The 14,356-nt window shown below is 65.4% G+C and carries 16 protein-coding genes and 1 pseudogene; 8 read left to right on the plus strand and 9 right to left on the minus strand.

The window, feature by feature from the left end; genetic code table 11:
• Together RTU05_RS04360 and RTU05_RS04365 are read right to left on the minus strand one after the other, a co-directional pair.
• A partial coding sequence (locus RTU05_RS04360) for a biotin/lipoyl-binding protein (RefSeq protein WP_312596057.1) occupies positions 1 to 310 on the minus strand: 310 nt, incomplete at its 3' end.
• Entirely contained in the window at positions 307 to 942 is a 636-nt protein-coding gene (locus RTU05_RS04365; protein ID WP_287105043.1) for a TetR/AcrR family transcriptional regulator, read from the minus strand. The genes RTU05_RS04360 and RTU05_RS04365, both read right to left, overlap by 4 nt.
• Positions 943 to 1,179: 237 nt before the next feature.
• Between RTU05_RS04365 and RTU05_RS04370 the strand changes: the two genes are divergently transcribed.
• Both RTU05_RS04370 and RTU05_RS04375 read left to right on the plus strand, forming a co-directional pair.
• A complete protein-coding gene (locus RTU05_RS04370; RefSeq protein ID WP_312596062.1) occupies positions 1,180 to 2,553 on the plus strand; it encodes an IS1182 family transposase in 1,374 nt (457 codons plus the stop codon).
• Between the two features lie 250 nt (positions 2,554 to 2,803).
• On the plus strand, positions 2,804 to 3,772 hold the full coding sequence (locus tag RTU05_RS04375; RefSeq protein ID WP_312596064.1) for a caspase family protein: 969 nt from the start codon (positions 2,804 to 2,806) through the stop codon (positions 3,770 to 3,772).
• Here the strand turns inward: RTU05_RS04375 and RTU05_RS04380 are convergent.
• The gene (locus RTU05_RS04380) at positions 3,718 to 4,965 is read right to left on the minus strand and encodes a hypothetical protein (protein ID WP_312596066.1); all 1,248 of its coding nucleotides are present in this window, start codon (positions 4,963 to 4,965) and stop codon (positions 3,718 to 3,720) included. The two genes, RTU05_RS04375 and RTU05_RS04380, sit on opposite strands and share 55 nt — an antisense overlap.
• An 892-nt stretch (positions 4,966 to 5,857) precedes the next feature.
• Here RTU05_RS04380 and RTU05_RS04385 point away from each other — a divergent pair.
• Together RTU05_RS04385 and RTU05_RS04390 are read left to right on the plus strand one after the other, a co-directional pair.
• Complete coding sequence (locus RTU05_RS04385; protein WP_312596068.1) at positions 5,858 to 6,037, plus strand: hypothetical protein; 180 nt, start codon at positions 5,858 to 5,860, stop codon at positions 6,035 to 6,037.
• Positions 6,034 to 6,672: a hypothetical protein gene (locus RTU05_RS04390; protein ID WP_312596070.1), complete on the plus strand. Its 639-nt coding sequence runs from the start codon at positions 6,034 to 6,036 to the stop codon at positions 6,670 to 6,672. Before RTU05_RS04385 ends, RTU05_RS04390 begins: the two co-directional genes overlap by 4 nt.
• A 363-nt stretch (positions 6,673 to 7,035) precedes the next feature.
• On the opposite strand, the pseudogene RTU05_RS04395 reads toward RTU05_RS04390, so the two are convergent.
• The 3 genes and pseudogenes from RTU05_RS04395 to RTU05_RS04405 all read right to left on the minus strand — a co-directional run.
• Positions 7,036 to 7,892: pseudogene (locus tag RTU05_RS04395) on the minus strand (IS3 family transposase); the annotation flags it as partial.
• Positions 7,893 to 7,971: 79 nt separating this feature from the next.
• The gene (locus tag RTU05_RS04400) at positions 7,972 to 8,430 is read right to left on the minus strand and encodes a hypothetical protein (RefSeq protein WP_312596071.1); all 459 of its coding nucleotides are present in this window, start codon (positions 8,428 to 8,430) and stop codon (positions 7,972 to 7,974) included.
• 335 nt (positions 8,431 to 8,765) lie between these two features.
• Positions 8,766 to 8,912, minus strand: a complete 147-nt coding sequence (locus RTU05_RS04405) for a hypothetical protein (RefSeq protein ID WP_312596073.1) — start codon at positions 8,910 to 8,912, stop codon at positions 8,766 to 8,768.
• A gap of 147 nt (positions 8,913 to 9,059) precedes the next feature.
• Here RTU05_RS04405 and RTU05_RS04410 point away from each other — a divergent pair, with 147 nt between their 5' ends.
• A complete protein-coding gene (locus RTU05_RS04410) occupies positions 9,060 to 9,788 on the plus strand; it encodes a Crp/Fnr family transcriptional regulator (RefSeq protein ID WP_312596075.1) in 729 nt (242 codons plus the stop codon).
• A gap of 1 nt (position 9,789) precedes the next feature.
• Positions 9,790 to 10,011 (plus strand): DUF6894 family protein, encoded by a 222-nt coding sequence (locus RTU05_RS04415; protein WP_312596077.1) that lies wholly within the window; start codon positions 9,790 to 9,792, stop codon positions 10,009 to 10,011.
• A 91-nt stretch (positions 10,012 to 10,102) separates the two neighbouring features.
• Here RTU05_RS04415 and RTU05_RS04420 read toward each other — a convergent pair whose 3' ends face one another.
• Genes RTU05_RS04420 through RTU05_RS04430 form a run of 3 tightly spaced genes read right to left on the minus strand, consistent with a single transcriptional unit; the run spans position 10,103 to position 12,445 of the window.
• On the minus strand, positions 10,103 to 11,281 hold the full coding sequence (locus RTU05_RS04420; protein WP_312596079.1) for a zinc-dependent alcohol dehydrogenase: 1,179 nt from the start codon (positions 11,279 to 11,281) through the stop codon (positions 10,103 to 10,105).
• A gap of 18 nt (positions 11,282 to 11,299) precedes the next feature.
• Positions 11,300 to 11,866: an SRPBCC family protein gene (locus RTU05_RS04425; RefSeq protein ID WP_312596081.1), complete on the minus strand. Its 567-nt coding sequence runs from the start codon at positions 11,864 to 11,866 to the stop codon at positions 11,300 to 11,302.
• 33 nt (positions 11,867 to 11,899) lie between these two features.
• Positions 11,900 to 12,445, minus strand: a complete 546-nt coding sequence (locus RTU05_RS04430) for a hemerythrin domain-containing protein (RefSeq protein ID WP_312596083.1) — start codon at positions 12,443 to 12,445, stop codon at positions 11,900 to 11,902.
• A gap of 194 nt (positions 12,446 to 12,639) precedes the next feature.
• On the opposite strand from RTU05_RS04430, the gene RTU05_RS04435 reads away from it, so the two are divergent.
• Positions 12,640 to 13,542, plus strand: a complete 903-nt coding sequence (locus tag RTU05_RS04435; protein ID WP_312596085.1) for a manganese catalase family protein — start codon at positions 12,640 to 12,642, stop codon at positions 13,540 to 13,542.
• Positions 13,543 to 13,663: 121 nt separating this feature from the next.
• Positions 13,664 to 14,332, plus strand: coding sequence for a helix-turn-helix domain-containing protein (locus RTU05_RS04440; protein ID WP_312596087.1), 669 nt, complete (start codon positions 13,664 to 13,666; stop codon positions 14,330 to 14,332).
• Positions 14,333 to 14,356 lie beyond the last annotated feature (24 nt).

The following is a 14,356-nucleotide window of genomic DNA, read 5'->3' on the forward strand; positions in this document are numbered from 1 at the left end:
TGGGGCCGGCGCGCAGCAGCGCCAGGCGGGCCTCGGCGGCAGACAGGGTGCCTTGCGCCTCCGCCAGTTCGGCATCGACGCTGTCGGCGTCCAGCCGCCCCAGTTCCTGACCCGCCGCGACACGGGCGCCCTCGTCCACGGCCAGGGCCTCGACCCGACCCGGGATTTCGAAGCCGATGGCGGCCTCGCGGATGTCGATGTTGCCGTAAAGCTGAAGGCTCTCGCCGTCGGGGCGCAGCAGCAGCCAGACGCCCCACCCGGCCAGCGCGACGACGAGCACGGCGGCCACGCCGATGAGTCTGCGGTTCACGATCCGGTCTCCCTTGAGATGAGCAGGCCCTGTGTCAGGGTGCGCAGGTGCTCGCGCGCGACCTCGGCGAGGTCGAAGGGCTCCGCGCCGACGGGCACGAAGGTCTCGCGCCACAGGACGCTGAGCATGAACGGCGCGACCAGCTGGGTCGTCAGCAACCGGGCGTTCCCGGCCCGGACCTCGCCGCGCGCCTGGGCCCGTTCGACGGCGGCCTGGAGCAGGGCGAAGGTCGGCTGGACCGCGCTGGCGTACCAGGCCTCGGTCAGATGGGGGAAGTTTCGACCCTCGCTGATGACCATCTTGGCGACCCCGCCGATCGGCGAGGCGGACGCCATGAAGGCGAAGCCGGCGAAGAACCGCTCGATCAGTTCGGCGAAGGGCAGACCGTCGGCCTCCAGCACCCATCGCACCCGGTCCAGCGACGGCGTGATCCGCGTCCGCATCACCTCCGCGAAGAGGGTCTCTTTGTCCGCGAAGTAGAGGTACAGGGTGCCCTTGCTGACGCCCGCGCGCCTGGCGATGTCCTCCAGCCGCGTGGCCGCAAAGCCCTTGTCGACGAACGCCTCAAGCGCCGCCTCGCAGATCTCTTCCGGTCGCGCATCGCTGCGCCTTTGCCATCTGGGCTCGCTCATGACCTACAAATAACTGACCGGTCAGTTAGATGCAAGGGTCAGCGTTGGTCTGCTCAGCGGACGCGGGGACGGCCGAGCTGTTCAACGATGCGAGGCAAAGATGTCGACCAGGGTCCGCTGAGCGCCAGCAACCCAATGTCCGCTAACGGTGGATTTCGTTGAAAAAGGCGGGCTCGGGCAATTGGCATAATGGGACGTCGCTGATTCACTCTGGTTGTTGAGACGGGAGGTTCAGCGATGATGGGCGAGCGGCGGGTCGATCAGTCGGCCCTGTTCTACGAGTTCTCGCTGGAGCGGCATGTGCCGGCGGATCACATGCTGCGCGCGATCGACCGCTTCGTGGAACTGGACGGGCTGCGGGCGCATCTGGCGCCGTTCTACAGCGCCATCGGCCGACCTTCGATCGATCCGGAGCTTCTGATCCGCATGCTGCTGGTCGGCTACTGCTTCGGCATCCGCTCGGAGCGGCGGCTGTGCGAGGAGGTCCACCTCAACCTGGCCTATCGCTGGTTCTGCCGGTTAGGCCTGGACGGCGACGTGCCGGACCACTCGACCTTTTCGAAGAACCGCCACGGGCGTTTCCGCGACAGCGATCTGTTGCGCGAGCTGTTCGAGACGGTGCTACGGCGCTGCATGGCCGAGGGTCTGGTCGGCGGCGAAGGCTTCGCGGTCGACGCCAGCCTGATCAAGGCCGACGCCAACCGACAGCGCTGCGTGCCCGGGGACCAAGGCTTGCCGCGCGAGGCCGCTAGCCGCGCCATCGACGAGTATCTGGCTGTGCTGGACGATGCGGCATTCGGCGGCGCGACCCCGGTGACGCCCAAGTTCATCTCGCCGGCCGATCCGGCCTCACGCTGGACCGGCGCCAACAAGGGCCTGGCTTTCTTCGCCTATGCGACCAACTACCTGATCGACCTGGACCACGCGATCATCGTCGATGTCGAGCCGTCCACGGCGGTGCGTCAGGCCGAGGTGACGGCGGCCCGTACCATGATCGAGCGTGCGCGCGAGCATCATGATCTGTGGCCCGCCCGGCTGGCGGCGGACACGGCCTATGGCTCGGCCGAGATGCTCGACTGGCTGGTTCACGACCAGGGCATCGAGCCGCACATCCCCGTCATCGACAAAGCCGAGCGGATCGACGGGACCTTCTCGCGCAGCGATTTCGCCTATGACCACGCCGCCGACGTCTACCATTGTCCGGGCGGCAAGGAACTGAAGCAGTATCGGCGAGCCTTCCGCGCGGACCATCCCGATACTCCGCCGGACAACACCTATCGGTATCGCGCCAGCAAAATGGATTGCGACGCCTGCGCGCTAAAGAGCCGCTGCTGCCCCAATACCCCGGCGCGGAAAGTGACCCGCTCCATTCACGAAGGCGCACGGGACTTCGCCCGCGACATTGCCAAGACCGACGCCTACGTCGTCTCCCGGCGCGAACGGAAGAAGGTCGAGATGCTGTTTGCCCACCTCAAGCGCATCCTGAAGCTGGACCGACTGCGCCTGCGAGGACCAAACGGCGCCAAAGACGAGTTCCTCCTCGCCGCCACCGCCCAGAACCTGCGCAAACTGGCCAAGCTGATCCCGCCACCAACGCCGGCGACCGCATGAGGCGGGAGCAAACCGCAGCGTCCGATATTGGCGGCGATCTCAGAAGCGGCCTTTTTCAACGAAATCGGCTCAAAGGGGACGTTGAGAAGGTCCGGTCAGCGGAAATAAGCCCGAAGAGCCATGAGACCCTGGTGTTCCCCATCTGCAAGGCCGGTACAGGGCAGTCCCTTTCAGATGGAAGGCCGTGTATCGTTGATTGTGCAGCCGATGCGGCCGCGGCCTTAGGAGGGCACGACAGTTGAAGCGGAGCATGGTGGCGCTGGTGATCGGCAATGGTGCCTACCCGGACGGTGACGATCTCGCCAACCCGCTGAACGATGCGACGGACCTTGGAGCGAAGCTTAACGGCTACGGCTTCGAGGTCATTGTGGCACTCGACTGCACGGCAAAGGAGATGGAGAAGCAGCTCAAGGCCTTCCGGAAGTTGCTCGAATCCCACGAGGTGGGGCTCTTCTTCTTCGCTGGCCACGGCATGCAGATCGAGGGGAGCAACTACCTCTTAGCGCTCGATACCGACATGGACAGCGAGACCGACGCCAAACACAGCTCGCTGTCCCTCGACAAGGTTGTCGACGTGATGGCGAAGTCCCAGGCGTCAACGAAGATCATCATCCTCGACGCCTGCCGCAACAACCCGTGGGAACAAGCTTGGCATCGTGGGCCAGGCACTCGAGGCTTGGCCTCAGTCTACGCGCCGAAGGGCACGATCATCGGTTTCGCGACGTCGCCAGGCGAGGTCGCGTCCGACGGTGCGGGCCGGAACGGGACATACACCGAGGCCCTCCTGCAGCACATAGAAGCGCCCGATTGCTCAATCGAGACGATGTTCAAACGGGTGCGGAACACGGTCGCGGCGGCTACCAAGGGCAAGCAAACCTCCTGGGAGCACACATCGCTGTCGGGCGAATTCTACTTCAACATGAGCCTCGGCAACCTCATCGAGGAGTACGATGGCACGGCCCTGGCCGACAGCCTGTTCGTCATCGACCCGGCGAAAAAGTCGCACCAAGTCATCCAGGGCCTGAAGACTTACGACTGGTATCGCCAAAATCCCGCTGTTGGGCTCCTAGACGCCGCAGCGGTCAACAAGATGGCGAAGAACAGCCTCTTCGTGGTCGGGCGCAACCTCTACCAAGCCGCCTGCGGGTCCTCGAATTCGGCCGCCTACTTCGCTGAAAACTTCATGACGGCGACCTGCCCGCCGTCCGACAGGCGATGACGCAAACGAACGACCAGGCTGAACAGGCGCGGCGTCCGGGCCAGCTCCAGCAGGTCTCCCGGAAGATCGTCGCGCCTGAGGTCCTCGCGGGCGAGACGCTGGTCGAGCTCCCCACCCGGGGACGCATCATAGGCACCAACCTCGATCTCCACGGGCCTCACATGGAGACCCTGAAGTCTGTGGAGACGTTCGGTGAAGTGGAGCGGACGGGTCGTGGCGATCACCCGAATGCGTCCCGCGAAAGCCGGATGCTGGAGGGTCTTCAGCAGAGCGAGCCAATGGACCGAGGGCTCCTGGTTCATGCCGTCAAGCACGAGGGTTAGGACCGGTCCTTCTTCCGGCGGCCGCTGCATCAGGCGATCGAGGCGCAGCCGCCAGTGGTCCCGGTCGCGGCTCTCCGTGATCTCGTACAACCGGTCGCCGATGAAGCGCCTCACGCCCGCCGACGTCATGTCCGCCGGGCCGGCGACGGCGCTCGAGGGCGCGACGATCACGACCGGCTGTCTGTCCGACTCCTGGATGAGCCACTGGACCGCCGCCCAGGTCTTGCCAACGCCTTCGCTTCCGAGAACCAGCGCCGGGGCGTCCTCGGCCGCACGGCCATACCACCAGCCATTGAAGGCCTCCTTCAGCGCCGGCCGGTCGATGGTGGTGGACACCGCACCACCCGCCACGTCCTGTCCAAGGACCGCCTGCGCCGTCCGGGGATCCATCCAGGCCGCGTCGAGATAATCATGGCTCAGCGTCCGCAGCCGGTCGAAGCCGAGGTTCCAAGTCTCCATCTCGCGCTTCAGGCGGGCCAGCGCGGATGCGCCGTCCGACGTCAAAGCACGAGCTAGATCCCCGGCCTCGGTGTTGACCAGGCTGTCGAGGACGTCCGGAGCGCAGGTGCACAAGGCGGCCAGCGCCGGGAAGGTATCCGGCTTCCAGTCGATCACCACGACAGGGAGGCCAAGCTCATCGCTCTTGCCCAGCAGATCCTGTTCCAGCTGTTCGGACGCCTTGCGGGTGGCGGCGAGGAACCAGCCTTCGAGCGCCCTGTCCCGCGTCAGGGCGTGATCGATCTCGCCCAGCAGCTCGCGATTGCTGATGTCCGTCCCGTCCGCATAGCGCTTCGTCTCGATCCGGAACCGTCGTCCCTGACGCCCCGCGGACCCCGCATCCCCTCCGTGCTGGAATCCGCTCTTGGCCATGGCGATGCCGACGTCGAGCAGCTCCGAGATCAGGGCGGCCGCGACCTCCTCGAACGCCTTGGGCGTAACGCCCTGAAGGATGGTCTTCAGCCGGGCGAGGCGGGCGGAAGTATCGGCGGGTATCGTGGCTGGCATTCCAGATCAGATAGGCTCGAGGGCGTCGCCCGGCCAGCCGTCGACGGACGAAGCGGTCAGCGATCAGCAGCTATGTCCTTTTGGGATTCGACCGCACGCGCTCTGGCGCGCGCAGAACGACGTGTACGGGGTCACCAATCCTCGGCCGTATGTCATGGCCGGGTCTACCCTTAGAGCGTCAGACCAAGCGGCGCGTTCGCCGCGGCGGGCGAGCTGACGCCGTATGGGGTCCTCTTCGATACCTCCGTTGAGCCCCTTCTCATACGTGGACTGATCTGCGCGATCCTACACTCGTTTCGGTAGGGAACAGATGATTTCCGGATGTCTGCAACTGTCTCAAGCCGGCGCGCACACGACTTGGAACGCCGGACGTGCTAGGATATTTCGAGATGTTGGAAGCGATCCGCGTTGCTGGCCGTTTCCTTTCTCTGGTGACCATATGGTGACCAATCGCCGCTGAGATTTTTCAAATCCCGGAAAATTTCAGCATTATCAGGATGATAGGGCGAGAATAAGCGGTATCGAATTTCCTTTACTGGGACATAGAGCTCGAACCTTAGGGTTCTTTCCAGTTGCTCGAAATGGCTCAAACGCCCTTGTGGTGGGCAGGTTCAGGGTTCGTCCTTTTGCCGCTGATTTCTCGATTATCCTCCGAAATCCTCCCGGCTGATGACAATGTGGTGACCGCTGAGGAAGCGCGGGAAAGAGCCGCCAGGACAACCTTGTCGGCATTTTCGGCGGCGCCAATCATCTGATCATGGACTACTATCTGAGACAGATCGGCAGTTCCAATCCCACCGTAATCCGCGCGGCGCCGGACGCCCAGCAGATCGCCGATGGGACGTCGGCGGCGGGCCTAGCCCCGGTGGGCACGCTGCTGTCTATCAAGGACGAATATATGAATCTGCACAGCATCAGATTCTGCTGGACGCCTTGACCGTCGGCGCGATCGCTGGCGTCAACGTGGGCGGCGTGGAGGACCTAGTTCTTGGCAACGGTCGGCCGGAAGGGAAGGTGACCGCGTCCCTGACCTGGAATCTGGGGCGTTCGACGTCCGGTTGGTATTCCAGCGACGTCTCCGACTTTTACGACACCAACGCGACCTTCTTAGATTCCGACCGGTACTGGATCGTGGACGGGTGGCTGACCCACAATCTCTGCGTCCAGTACCAACTGCCTCGCAGCGGCCTGTTCGGCGGCACGCGCATTCGCGTCGGCGCACGCAACATCTTCAACGAGGATCCGTCGCTGGCCGACGACCGCTTCGGCTTCTCAGGCAGCGTGCACTCCAACCGGGGGCGCTGGTGGCACGCCAGCATCCGCAAATCCTTCCGATCCAGGCCGTTCGGGGAAGGCGATGAGGAAACGCATAGCGCCTGCGGCGATCGCTGCGGCTCTGCTGGGGGGTGCGACCCCGGTCTGGGCGATGCAGGACGCGGCCGTCGCGCCGGCTCCTGTCCCCGCCGCCGAGCGCGTGACGTTCCGCAGCATGGATACGCCGCGCACGCTGGTCGGGGTGTCCTGCAGCGATCTGTCGGCCTTCTCGCCGGTCACGACGATCTCCTCCAGTGACGTCGTCTGGTCCTGGGACTGGGCGCTCGAGGCCCCGGCGGCGAACAAGGTCAACAGTCCGGCCGCAGCCGAAGTGAGAAGATGTTTACGCGGCATTAAGCCCCCTCCACCAGACGATTTAAGGCGGAGCTAATGATGAAGCGGATGCGAGTCAATCGCATTTGCAAGAGTGCGATGGGGGCGTGGTCAACGACCCCCTCGACCGAGGCCCCGCTTTATTCGCCGCCCCCGATCTCGCCATCCGGCGAGACGTCGATGACGCCCCCGTTTGTGTCCCCGAGCGCATCGATCCCGCGCGATCGGATATCGGGACGGGCCTTCTCCCAAGCCGGAAACCGGCTGATCGTGCGCCGGGTGCAGACGGCTCTCGTTGAAGCCGTTCTGCTGGGGCTTGCCCGGCGCGATGTAATGCCAGCCGACGCCGGTGTCGTCGGCCCAGGCCAGGACAGCGTTCGAGGTGTACTCCATGCCGTTATCGCTGACGATGGTGTCGGGCCGGCCCCGCCCCGCTGCCGGATGACGGCGTCCAACTCCCGCACGACCCTTGCGCCCGACAGCGAGGTATCGGCCGCCAGCGCCAGGCATTCGCGGGTGCAGTTATCGATCACCGTCAAGATGCGGAAGGGCCGCCCGTCCATCATCTGGTCTGAGGCGAAGTCCAATGACCAGCGCTGGTTGGCCACCATCGGCAGGTCCAGTGGTCGCCGCGTGCCCATCGCTCGCTTCCGACCGCCGCGCCGGCGCACCGTCAGTCGCTCCTCGCGATAGATCCGCTGAACCTGCTTCCTGTTGACCGTATGGCCCTCGCGCCGCAGCAGGACGTGCAGGCGGCGATAGCCGAACCGGCGACGCTGCTGGGCCAGGGCCTTCAGCCGGTCGCGCAGGGCGCCGTCGCCCGGGCGCGTCGCCTGATGGCGCACGCTCGTCCGATCAACGCCTAGGATACGGCGTCACCACTTTTTTCCCAGCAGGTCCTTCAGCGCCACGTTGTCCAGCATCGCGTCCGGCAGCATCCGCTTAAGCCGAGCATTCTCATCCTCAAGCGCCTTCAGCCGCCGAGCCTCAGACACGTCGAGCCCGCCGAACTTGGCCTTCCATTTGTAAAAGGTCGCAGAGCTGACCCCGTGACGCCGGCACACCTCCGCCGTTCCCACACCGGCCTCCTGCTCCCGCAGGATCCTGATGATCTGTTTACGGCTGTCGTATACGCCAGCCTTCAATCCGTGAACCTTGATCGCTTCATTCTGTCCGTCCTTCGTTAGGGCGGACTCTAGCTATTCCTGGAGGAGTTTCAGGGGGTCACGTCAGGGCCGAGGCCCTGACCGCCTCCAAATCCGCCAACAGGGTTTGGCGATCCGTCGCGTGGCGGGCCTCCGCCTTTCGTCGCGCTGCATCAAGCGCGGTCTGTTGAGCGTCGAAATCGGCCATCGCCGCCTGGTGGCTCTGGTCCAGATCGGCGAGCGCGGCTTGCAGCGTTTTGATCCTGGCGGCCTTCGCCCTTGACGGCCCGCGCGTCCTGGATCGCCTGGCCTTGCCGATCTTGCCGACATCGATCGCCAGACCGCGCGTGATCACCTCGCCCGGGGCGGCCAGGGCGGCGTCATGGTCGGGACCGCCCGTGAGCGGGCGGGCCAGACCGGTCGCGAAAAGGTCCTGCTTGGAGCCCCAGGCTGCAAGCGCCTTCGGTCGCGACGTCGTGGCGACGGTGAAGGCGTGAAAGCCGTCGGACCAGGTGAAGACCTTCAGCTTAGCGGCCATATCAGGCGATCGCCTCCTTGTCGAAGGCCTGCCCGGCCTCGGCCTTGATCGCGCCAGCGAAGGTGCGTGCGGGTTTCCGGCGCCGCGTCGAGAGCCGCCAGGATGACCGCAAGACCTGTCGTCGGGCGAGCGGCTCTAAGGGCTGGAGGCGGACCCTGGTCCGCGCTTTGATGAGAGTCTTCCGCGTCGCCATCTTCAGTCCTCCGGGCGCCAAGGCTGACACGGCGACGACGGTTTGTGGAGTCGGACGGCGCTTCAACGGGGCGGCCTTCGCGCCGAGCGGCCCCGTGCGGATGCGGCGCGCAAGACGCGTTCGGCGGCGATCCGTCGGGCCGTCAGCCTTGAAGCCGTATCAGCGTATCGACGACCAGGGCCGTCGCGACACCGGCGCAGACCAGCGCGATGAGCCAGGCCGTCAGGCGGTCGAAACGGCCGTTCGAGGACCGCGCGCGTCGAAGTTTCGGGCCGGAGAACATCGCCATTCGACAGGCATGACTCAAGTCCGTCTTCGTCTCACTAACCTGCGTTAAGCTCCGACGCTTTGATGGATCGCCGTTCGGGGGCGCGATCAAAGGTGCAATCCCCGCGTGCCCCGGTTAAGGTCGGGCAGGAACGATGAGGCGAGCCTTATGATCGACCCCTTCATCCGCAAGCTCGAGCACGGCGCAGACCTAACCGAGGACGATCGGGCCGAGCTGCGCGCCGCGGTCCAGGACGTTTGCGCGTTCAAGGCCGGAGAGGATGTGTCGCCGCAAGGCGAGGTCCCCCGCAACGTGCATGTCGTGCTCGAGGGCTGGGGATGCCGCTACAAGCTTCTGGACGGGGGAGAGCGCCAGGTGATGGCGATCTTCGTTCCCGGAGACATGTGCGATCTGCATGTCCAGATCCTGACCGAAATGGATCATGGCATCGGGGTCCTGACCAACGCCAAGGTGGCGCAGATCTCTCCGGCGCGCATCAACCGCCTGACGGACAATCCGAGGATCAATCTCGCCTTCAACTGGGCGACCCTGGCGGACGAGGGCACGCTCCGCGAATGGCTGGTCAACATCGGCCAGCGGCCTGCCGATAAGCGGCTGGCGCATCTGATCTGCAAACTCCACGCCCGTCTTCGCGCCGTCGGCGCCGCGGATGCGGACGGCTTGGACCTGCCGCTGACCCAGACGCAGCTGGCCGACATGACGGCGATGAGCCCGGTCCATGTCAACCGCACGCTCATGGCGTTGCGGGGAGAGGATCTGATCCAGACCGCGGGGCGATACGTAAGAATTCCGAACGTCGAGCGCCTTGCGGCGTTTGCGGGTTTCGACCCGACCTATCTTCACCTTGGAGGCACGAAGCCGAACGCCCAGGTATGAGATGCGGTATTTCTTCGATGCGATCGATCAGGCCGGCGCCCGACACGACCCGATCGGCGTCGACTGTCCGACCGTGAGGGCGGCGCGCCGGTTGGCCCGACAGGCGCTCGCGGAGATGTTTATCGACGCGCGCGATCGCGGCGACGCGACCCTCGTGATCGCTGTCCGCGACGCCGAAGGCGTCCCCGTCTTCGAGGGACGTCTCGTCTACGCCGAACATTGACGACCGCGCCGCCCTTGTCCCGGGTGGCGACGGCGGTGCAGACGCAGGCCGCCCAGGCCGAGTGGAGCTCGGCGGGCGGTCCTGGTGATCGTCAGCCGTGCGGCGTCAGCACGACCTTGGTCCATTCGTTCGGATTGTCGTGAAAATTCTTGTAGGCCTCGGGCGCCTGCTCGAGCGGCAGCCGGTGGCTGATGAGGTCGGTCGTGTCGATCCTGCCGTCCAGGATGAGCTGCAAAAGCGCGGGCAGATATTTCTGAACATGGGTCTGGCCGGTCTTGATGGTCAGGCCCTTCTGCATGAGCGCGCCGATCGGCAGTTTGTCGCCGATGCCGCCGTAGACGCCGGGGATCGAGACACGTCCGCCCTTCCGACAGGCCAACAGGGTTTCGCGCAGCACATGCTGGCGATCGGTGCCCAGTTTGGTCTCCTGCTTGACCGCATCGATGAGGTTGTCGGGGGCGAAGCCGTGCGCCTCCATCCCAACCGCGTCGATGCAGGCGTCCGGTCCGATGCCCGCGGTCATCTCCACCAGGGCTTCGCGCACCTTCACCTCGTGATAGTTGAGGACCTCCGCGCCATTGGCTCGGGCCAGTTCCAGCCGGCGGGGATGGTGGTCGATGGCGATGATCCGGCCTGCGCCCATCAGTCTGGCGCTCTTGATCGCGAACAGGCCGACCGGGCCGCATCCCCAGATCGCCACCGTATCGCCGGGCTCGATCTCGGCGTTCTCCGCCGCCATCCAGCCGGTCGGGAAGATGTCCGACAGGAACAGGACCCGCTCGTCCTCGATCCCCTCCGGCACAACGATCGGGCCGATATCGGAATAGGGAACGCGCACATATTCCGCCTGGCCGCCGGCATAGCCGCCGGTCAGATGGGAGTAGCCGAACAGGCCGGCGGCGGGATAGCCGTAGGCGATCTCCGAGGCGTCGGACTTGTCGGCCGGATTGGAGTTGTCGCAGGCTGAGAACTGCTGCTTGCCGCAGTGGAAACACGATCCACAGGCGATCACGAACGGAACGACCACCTTCTGCCCGACCTGCAGGCGGGTGTTTCCCCGGCCGATCTCGACGACTTCGCCCATGAACTCGTGGCCCAGGATGTCGCCATTGGACATGCCGGGAATGACGCTGTCGTAGAGGTGAAGGTCAGAACCGCAGATGGCCGTCGCCGTGATCTTGATGATCGCGTCGCGGGGGTTGACGATCTGCGGATCGGGAACCGTGTCCACCTGAACATTGTGTTTGCCGTGCCAGGTCAAGGCGCGCATGGGATTTCCTTCCGGGGATCAGAAATGACGGTCGGCGCGCGGCGCCGCGTTGGGGGCCTTGGACGTCGAGATTTCACCCGTCTCCATCAGCTGTTTGAAGCGCCGCAGCTCGCGCCGAGCCTGAACCCGAGGCTCGCGCTGCATCACCTTGGCGACCAGTTTGCCGACGGCGCCGGCGGGCGGATCGTAGCTGATCAGAACACGGACTTCCGTGCCGCGCCCGAAGGCGTTGTCGCGAAACGCGATCCAGCCTTCGTGATCGACGTCGCTGTCCTCGGTCGAGCGCCAGGCGATGTACTCGCCGGGCCGGTCCTCGGTGATCTCGCTGACCAGTTCGATCTCAGCCCCGGCGGGACCGGCGACCGTCCAGGTCGAACGGGCATCGCCCAGCACCTCGACCGCCTTCACGTTTTCCATGAAGCTGGGCAGGTTTCGGAAGTCGCGCCAGTAGTCGTACAGGTCCTGACGCGGCCGGTTGATCATGACGGCGCGGACGCTGGTGGCGTCATAGGCGCCCTCCACCTCGTCCTTGTCGTTGAAGGCCGGCGATTGAACATCGGCGTCGGTCGATAGGGGTTCGGCCATGGTCGATGCCTCCTTTTCGTTGAACAGTCGGAATCAGGCGGCTTGGGACTTCGGCGCGCCGACATAGCGGCCGAACTCCTCGGCGTAGCGGGCTCCTAGACGCGGCTGATGCTCGCCCTTGGCTTTCAGCGTCGGGAACCAATCGCTCTCTTCTTCGAACATGTGGGTCAGGACAGCGCCTTCGATATGCTCCCACTTGTCCAGCCAGGCCTGTTTGGACGGCGCGATGTTCTCAAGCTCGGCCATCTGCGCCTTGGCGGTGGTCTGTTCCAGATAGGCGTGGGCGGCGTGCATCTTTTCGCCGGCCTGACCCATGGCAGGATACAGAACCAACTCCTCGGCCAGCGAATGGCCGTTCAGCACCAGAGCGAGCGCCTTGAACGCCGCCGTGCGATCCGCCGCGCCCGTCGCTGCGCGCCCGGCGGCGAAAGCTGACCGGATTTCGTCATGGTGATCCAGCACCATCGACAGCCAGTCCCCGGGCGAGGCGGCGGCCCGGGCTTCCGCCGTCGCCTGGGCGCGTTTTTCTTCGCTGGGTTGCGGCGTGACGGCGGCGAGCGCCTTGTCGACAATAGACATGGAGACCTCCTCGAAAAGAAGGTTCAAGGCCGCCTTTCGGCGGCCCGTTCCGAGTGTCCAATTCCGTGCATGGCTTATGGGAGCGGCGAACAAGCCTCGCTGTTCAGGGGCTAAAGCCCAACAAGCGACCTTCGGAACAGGCGATCCGAGGCCCGGTTACCTCGACTGAATCGAGAGGACCCTCCCCAATGTTCATGCACAACAAGAAACTGATGTACACCGTCCGCGTCTCCGAGCCGAACCCCGGCCTGGCGACGCTGATGCTCGAACAGTTCGGCGGGCCGCAGGGCGAGCTGGCCGCCGCCATGCGCTATTTCACCCAGGCGCTGGCGGACGAAGATCCCGGCCGCAAGGACATGCTCCTGGACATCGCCACCGAAGAACTCAGCCACCTGGAAGTGATCGGATCGATCGTGTCGATGCTGAACCGAGGCATCAAGGGCCAGCTGGCCGAGGCGGCGATGGAGGAGGCCGATCTCTACGCTTCTCTGAACGCGGGCGGCGAAAGCCACACCACCTCGATCTTCTACGGCGGCGCGCCCGCTCTGGTGAACTCGGCCGGCGTGCCGTGGACGGCGGCCTACATCGACTCCATCGGCGATCCGGCCTGCGACCTGCGCTCCAACATCGCCGCCGAGTCGCGGGCCAAGATCGTCTATGAGCGGCTGATCAACTGCACCGACGATCCCGGGGTGAAGGACGCCCTGGCCTTTCTGATGACCCGCGAGGTCGCCCACCAAAAGTCGTTCGAAAAGGCCCTGTACGCGATGGAGCCGAACTTCCCGGCTGGCAAGCTGGGCGGTCTGCCGGACTTCGCCGACAAATACTATGACATGTCCCAGGGCGAGGGCGATGCGCGCGGCCCCTGGAATCAGGGCGAACAGTGGGAGTTCGTCGACGATCGCGACGCCCAGTCCGCCGTCGACGGCGGAGACGGGTCGGCCAGCGTGGCCTTATCGGCCGCGCAAACCGACAGTGTGACGGCGTTCGCGCTTCGCACCACGTCCGATCCGGACAGCAATCCGGTCACCGGCGCCGATCTGGGGGCCGGGCCGGGCGCGGGGTCCACCACGCGTTTCGAAGACGACGAAGACTGAATGACGTTATTCTGACAAGACGCGGCTTAACGCATGTGAATGCGGCGGTTCGTCAGGGACGTATTGTTGAGGGATGGCCGTTCTCTCGACATCCGACGATACGCCGACCGACTCCCAGCCCTTGCGCGAAGACGTCCTAAGCCTGTGGCGCGCGTTTGAACCCCTGTCGTTCGAACGGCGCAGCCGCGCTCTTCGCCTGGGCGAAATCCGCGCGCCGGGCGCTGGCGATCCGTTCACACCCGACGGTGAGATCGGTGTGGTCCTGTCCGGTTGTCTGCTGCTGCGAGTGGATCAGAGCAGGGTCAACGCCGGGGTCGCGGCGGCGGGTGATCTGGTTGACCTGGGCGGCGGCGCGTCCGGGCGCTGGTTGACGGGGGGAACGCTGTATCGGGCGCCGCTCGTCGGCTTCCTGCGAGAGGCGGGCGACGAGGGGCTGCGGTTCCTGCTGTCCGCAGGCGTTCGGCGAACGCGCATCCTGGAGAGGCGCCTGGCCTGCGCCATGGCGCATCCGGCCGTATCGCGTGTGGCCAGCCTGCTGCTGGAAATGGATGCCGCCTGCGATGGGGCCGATGTGCCCCTGTGTCAGGCCGATGTCGGCCAAATGCTGAGCCTGCGCCGAAGCAGCGTCAACGGCGCGTGCCAGACCCTGCGGACGGCGGGCGCGATCCGCACGGTGCGCGGCCGAACCATTGTGCTGGATCGCACCGTGCTGGCTGCCCACGCCTGCTGCTTGCGGCACGCGCCGGAGGTCGAGGGGGAGGCGGTCTCGACGTCCTCCAGGGCGGCCTGAGGGGATCGCGGCCGTCGGGGCCTC

This window comes from Brevundimonas sp. (assembly GCF_032017145.1).
Classification (GTDB): Bacteria; Pseudomonadota; Alphaproteobacteria; order Caulobacterales; family Caulobacteraceae; genus Brevundimonas.

What these genes read in the sequence shown, in the direction of transcription:
- RTU05_RS04365 (WP_287105043.1), bottom strand. Translation starts at nt 942, where the DNA reads ATGAGCGAGCCCAGATGGCAAAGGCGCAGCGATGCGCGACCGGAAGAG.
- RTU05_RS04370 (WP_312596062.1), top strand. Translation starts at nt 1,180, where the DNA reads ATGATGGGCGAGCGGCGGGTCGATCAGTCGGCCCTGTTCTACGAGTTC.
- RTU05_RS04375 (WP_312596064.1), top strand. Translation starts at nt 2,804, where the DNA reads ATGGTGGCGCTGGTGATCGGCAATGGTGCCTACCCGGACGGTGACGAT.
- RTU05_RS04380 (WP_312596066.1), bottom strand. Translation starts at nt 4,965, where the DNA reads ATGGCCAAGAGCGGATTCCAGCACGGAGGGGATGCGGGGTCCGCGGGG.
- RTU05_RS04385 (WP_312596068.1), top strand. Translation starts at nt 5,858, where the DNA reads ATGGACTACTATCTGAGACAGATCGGCAGTTCCAATCCCACCGTAATC.
- RTU05_RS04400 (WP_312596071.1), bottom strand. Translation starts at nt 8,430, where the DNA reads ATGGCCGCTAAGCTGAAGGTCTTCACCTGGTCCGACGGCTTTCACGCC.
- RTU05_RS04405 (WP_312596073.1), bottom strand. Translation starts at nt 8,912, where the DNA reads ATGGCGATGTTCTCCGGCCCGAAACTTCGACGCGCGCGGTCCTCGAAC.
- RTU05_RS04410 (WP_312596075.1), top strand. Translation starts at nt 9,060, where the DNA reads ATGATCGACCCCTTCATCCGCAAGCTCGAGCACGGCGCAGACCTAACC.
- RTU05_RS04415 (WP_312596077.1), top strand. Translation starts at nt 9,790, where the DNA reads ATGCGGTATTTCTTCGATGCGATCGATCAGGCCGGCGCCCGACACGAC.
- RTU05_RS04420 (WP_312596079.1), bottom strand. Translation starts at nt 11,281, where the DNA reads ATGCGCGCCTTGACCTGGCACGGCAAACACAATGTTCAGGTGGACACG.
- RTU05_RS04425 (WP_312596081.1), bottom strand. Translation starts at nt 11,866, where the DNA reads ATGGCCGAACCCCTATCGACCGACGCCGATGTTCAATCGCCGGCCTTC.
- RTU05_RS04430 (WP_312596083.1), bottom strand. Translation starts at nt 12,445, where the DNA reads ATGTCTATTGTCGACAAGGCGCTCGCCGCCGTCACGCCGCAACCCAGC.
- RTU05_RS04435 (WP_312596085.1), top strand. Translation starts at nt 12,640, where the DNA reads ATGCACAACAAGAAACTGATGTACACCGTCCGCGTCTCCGAGCCGAAC.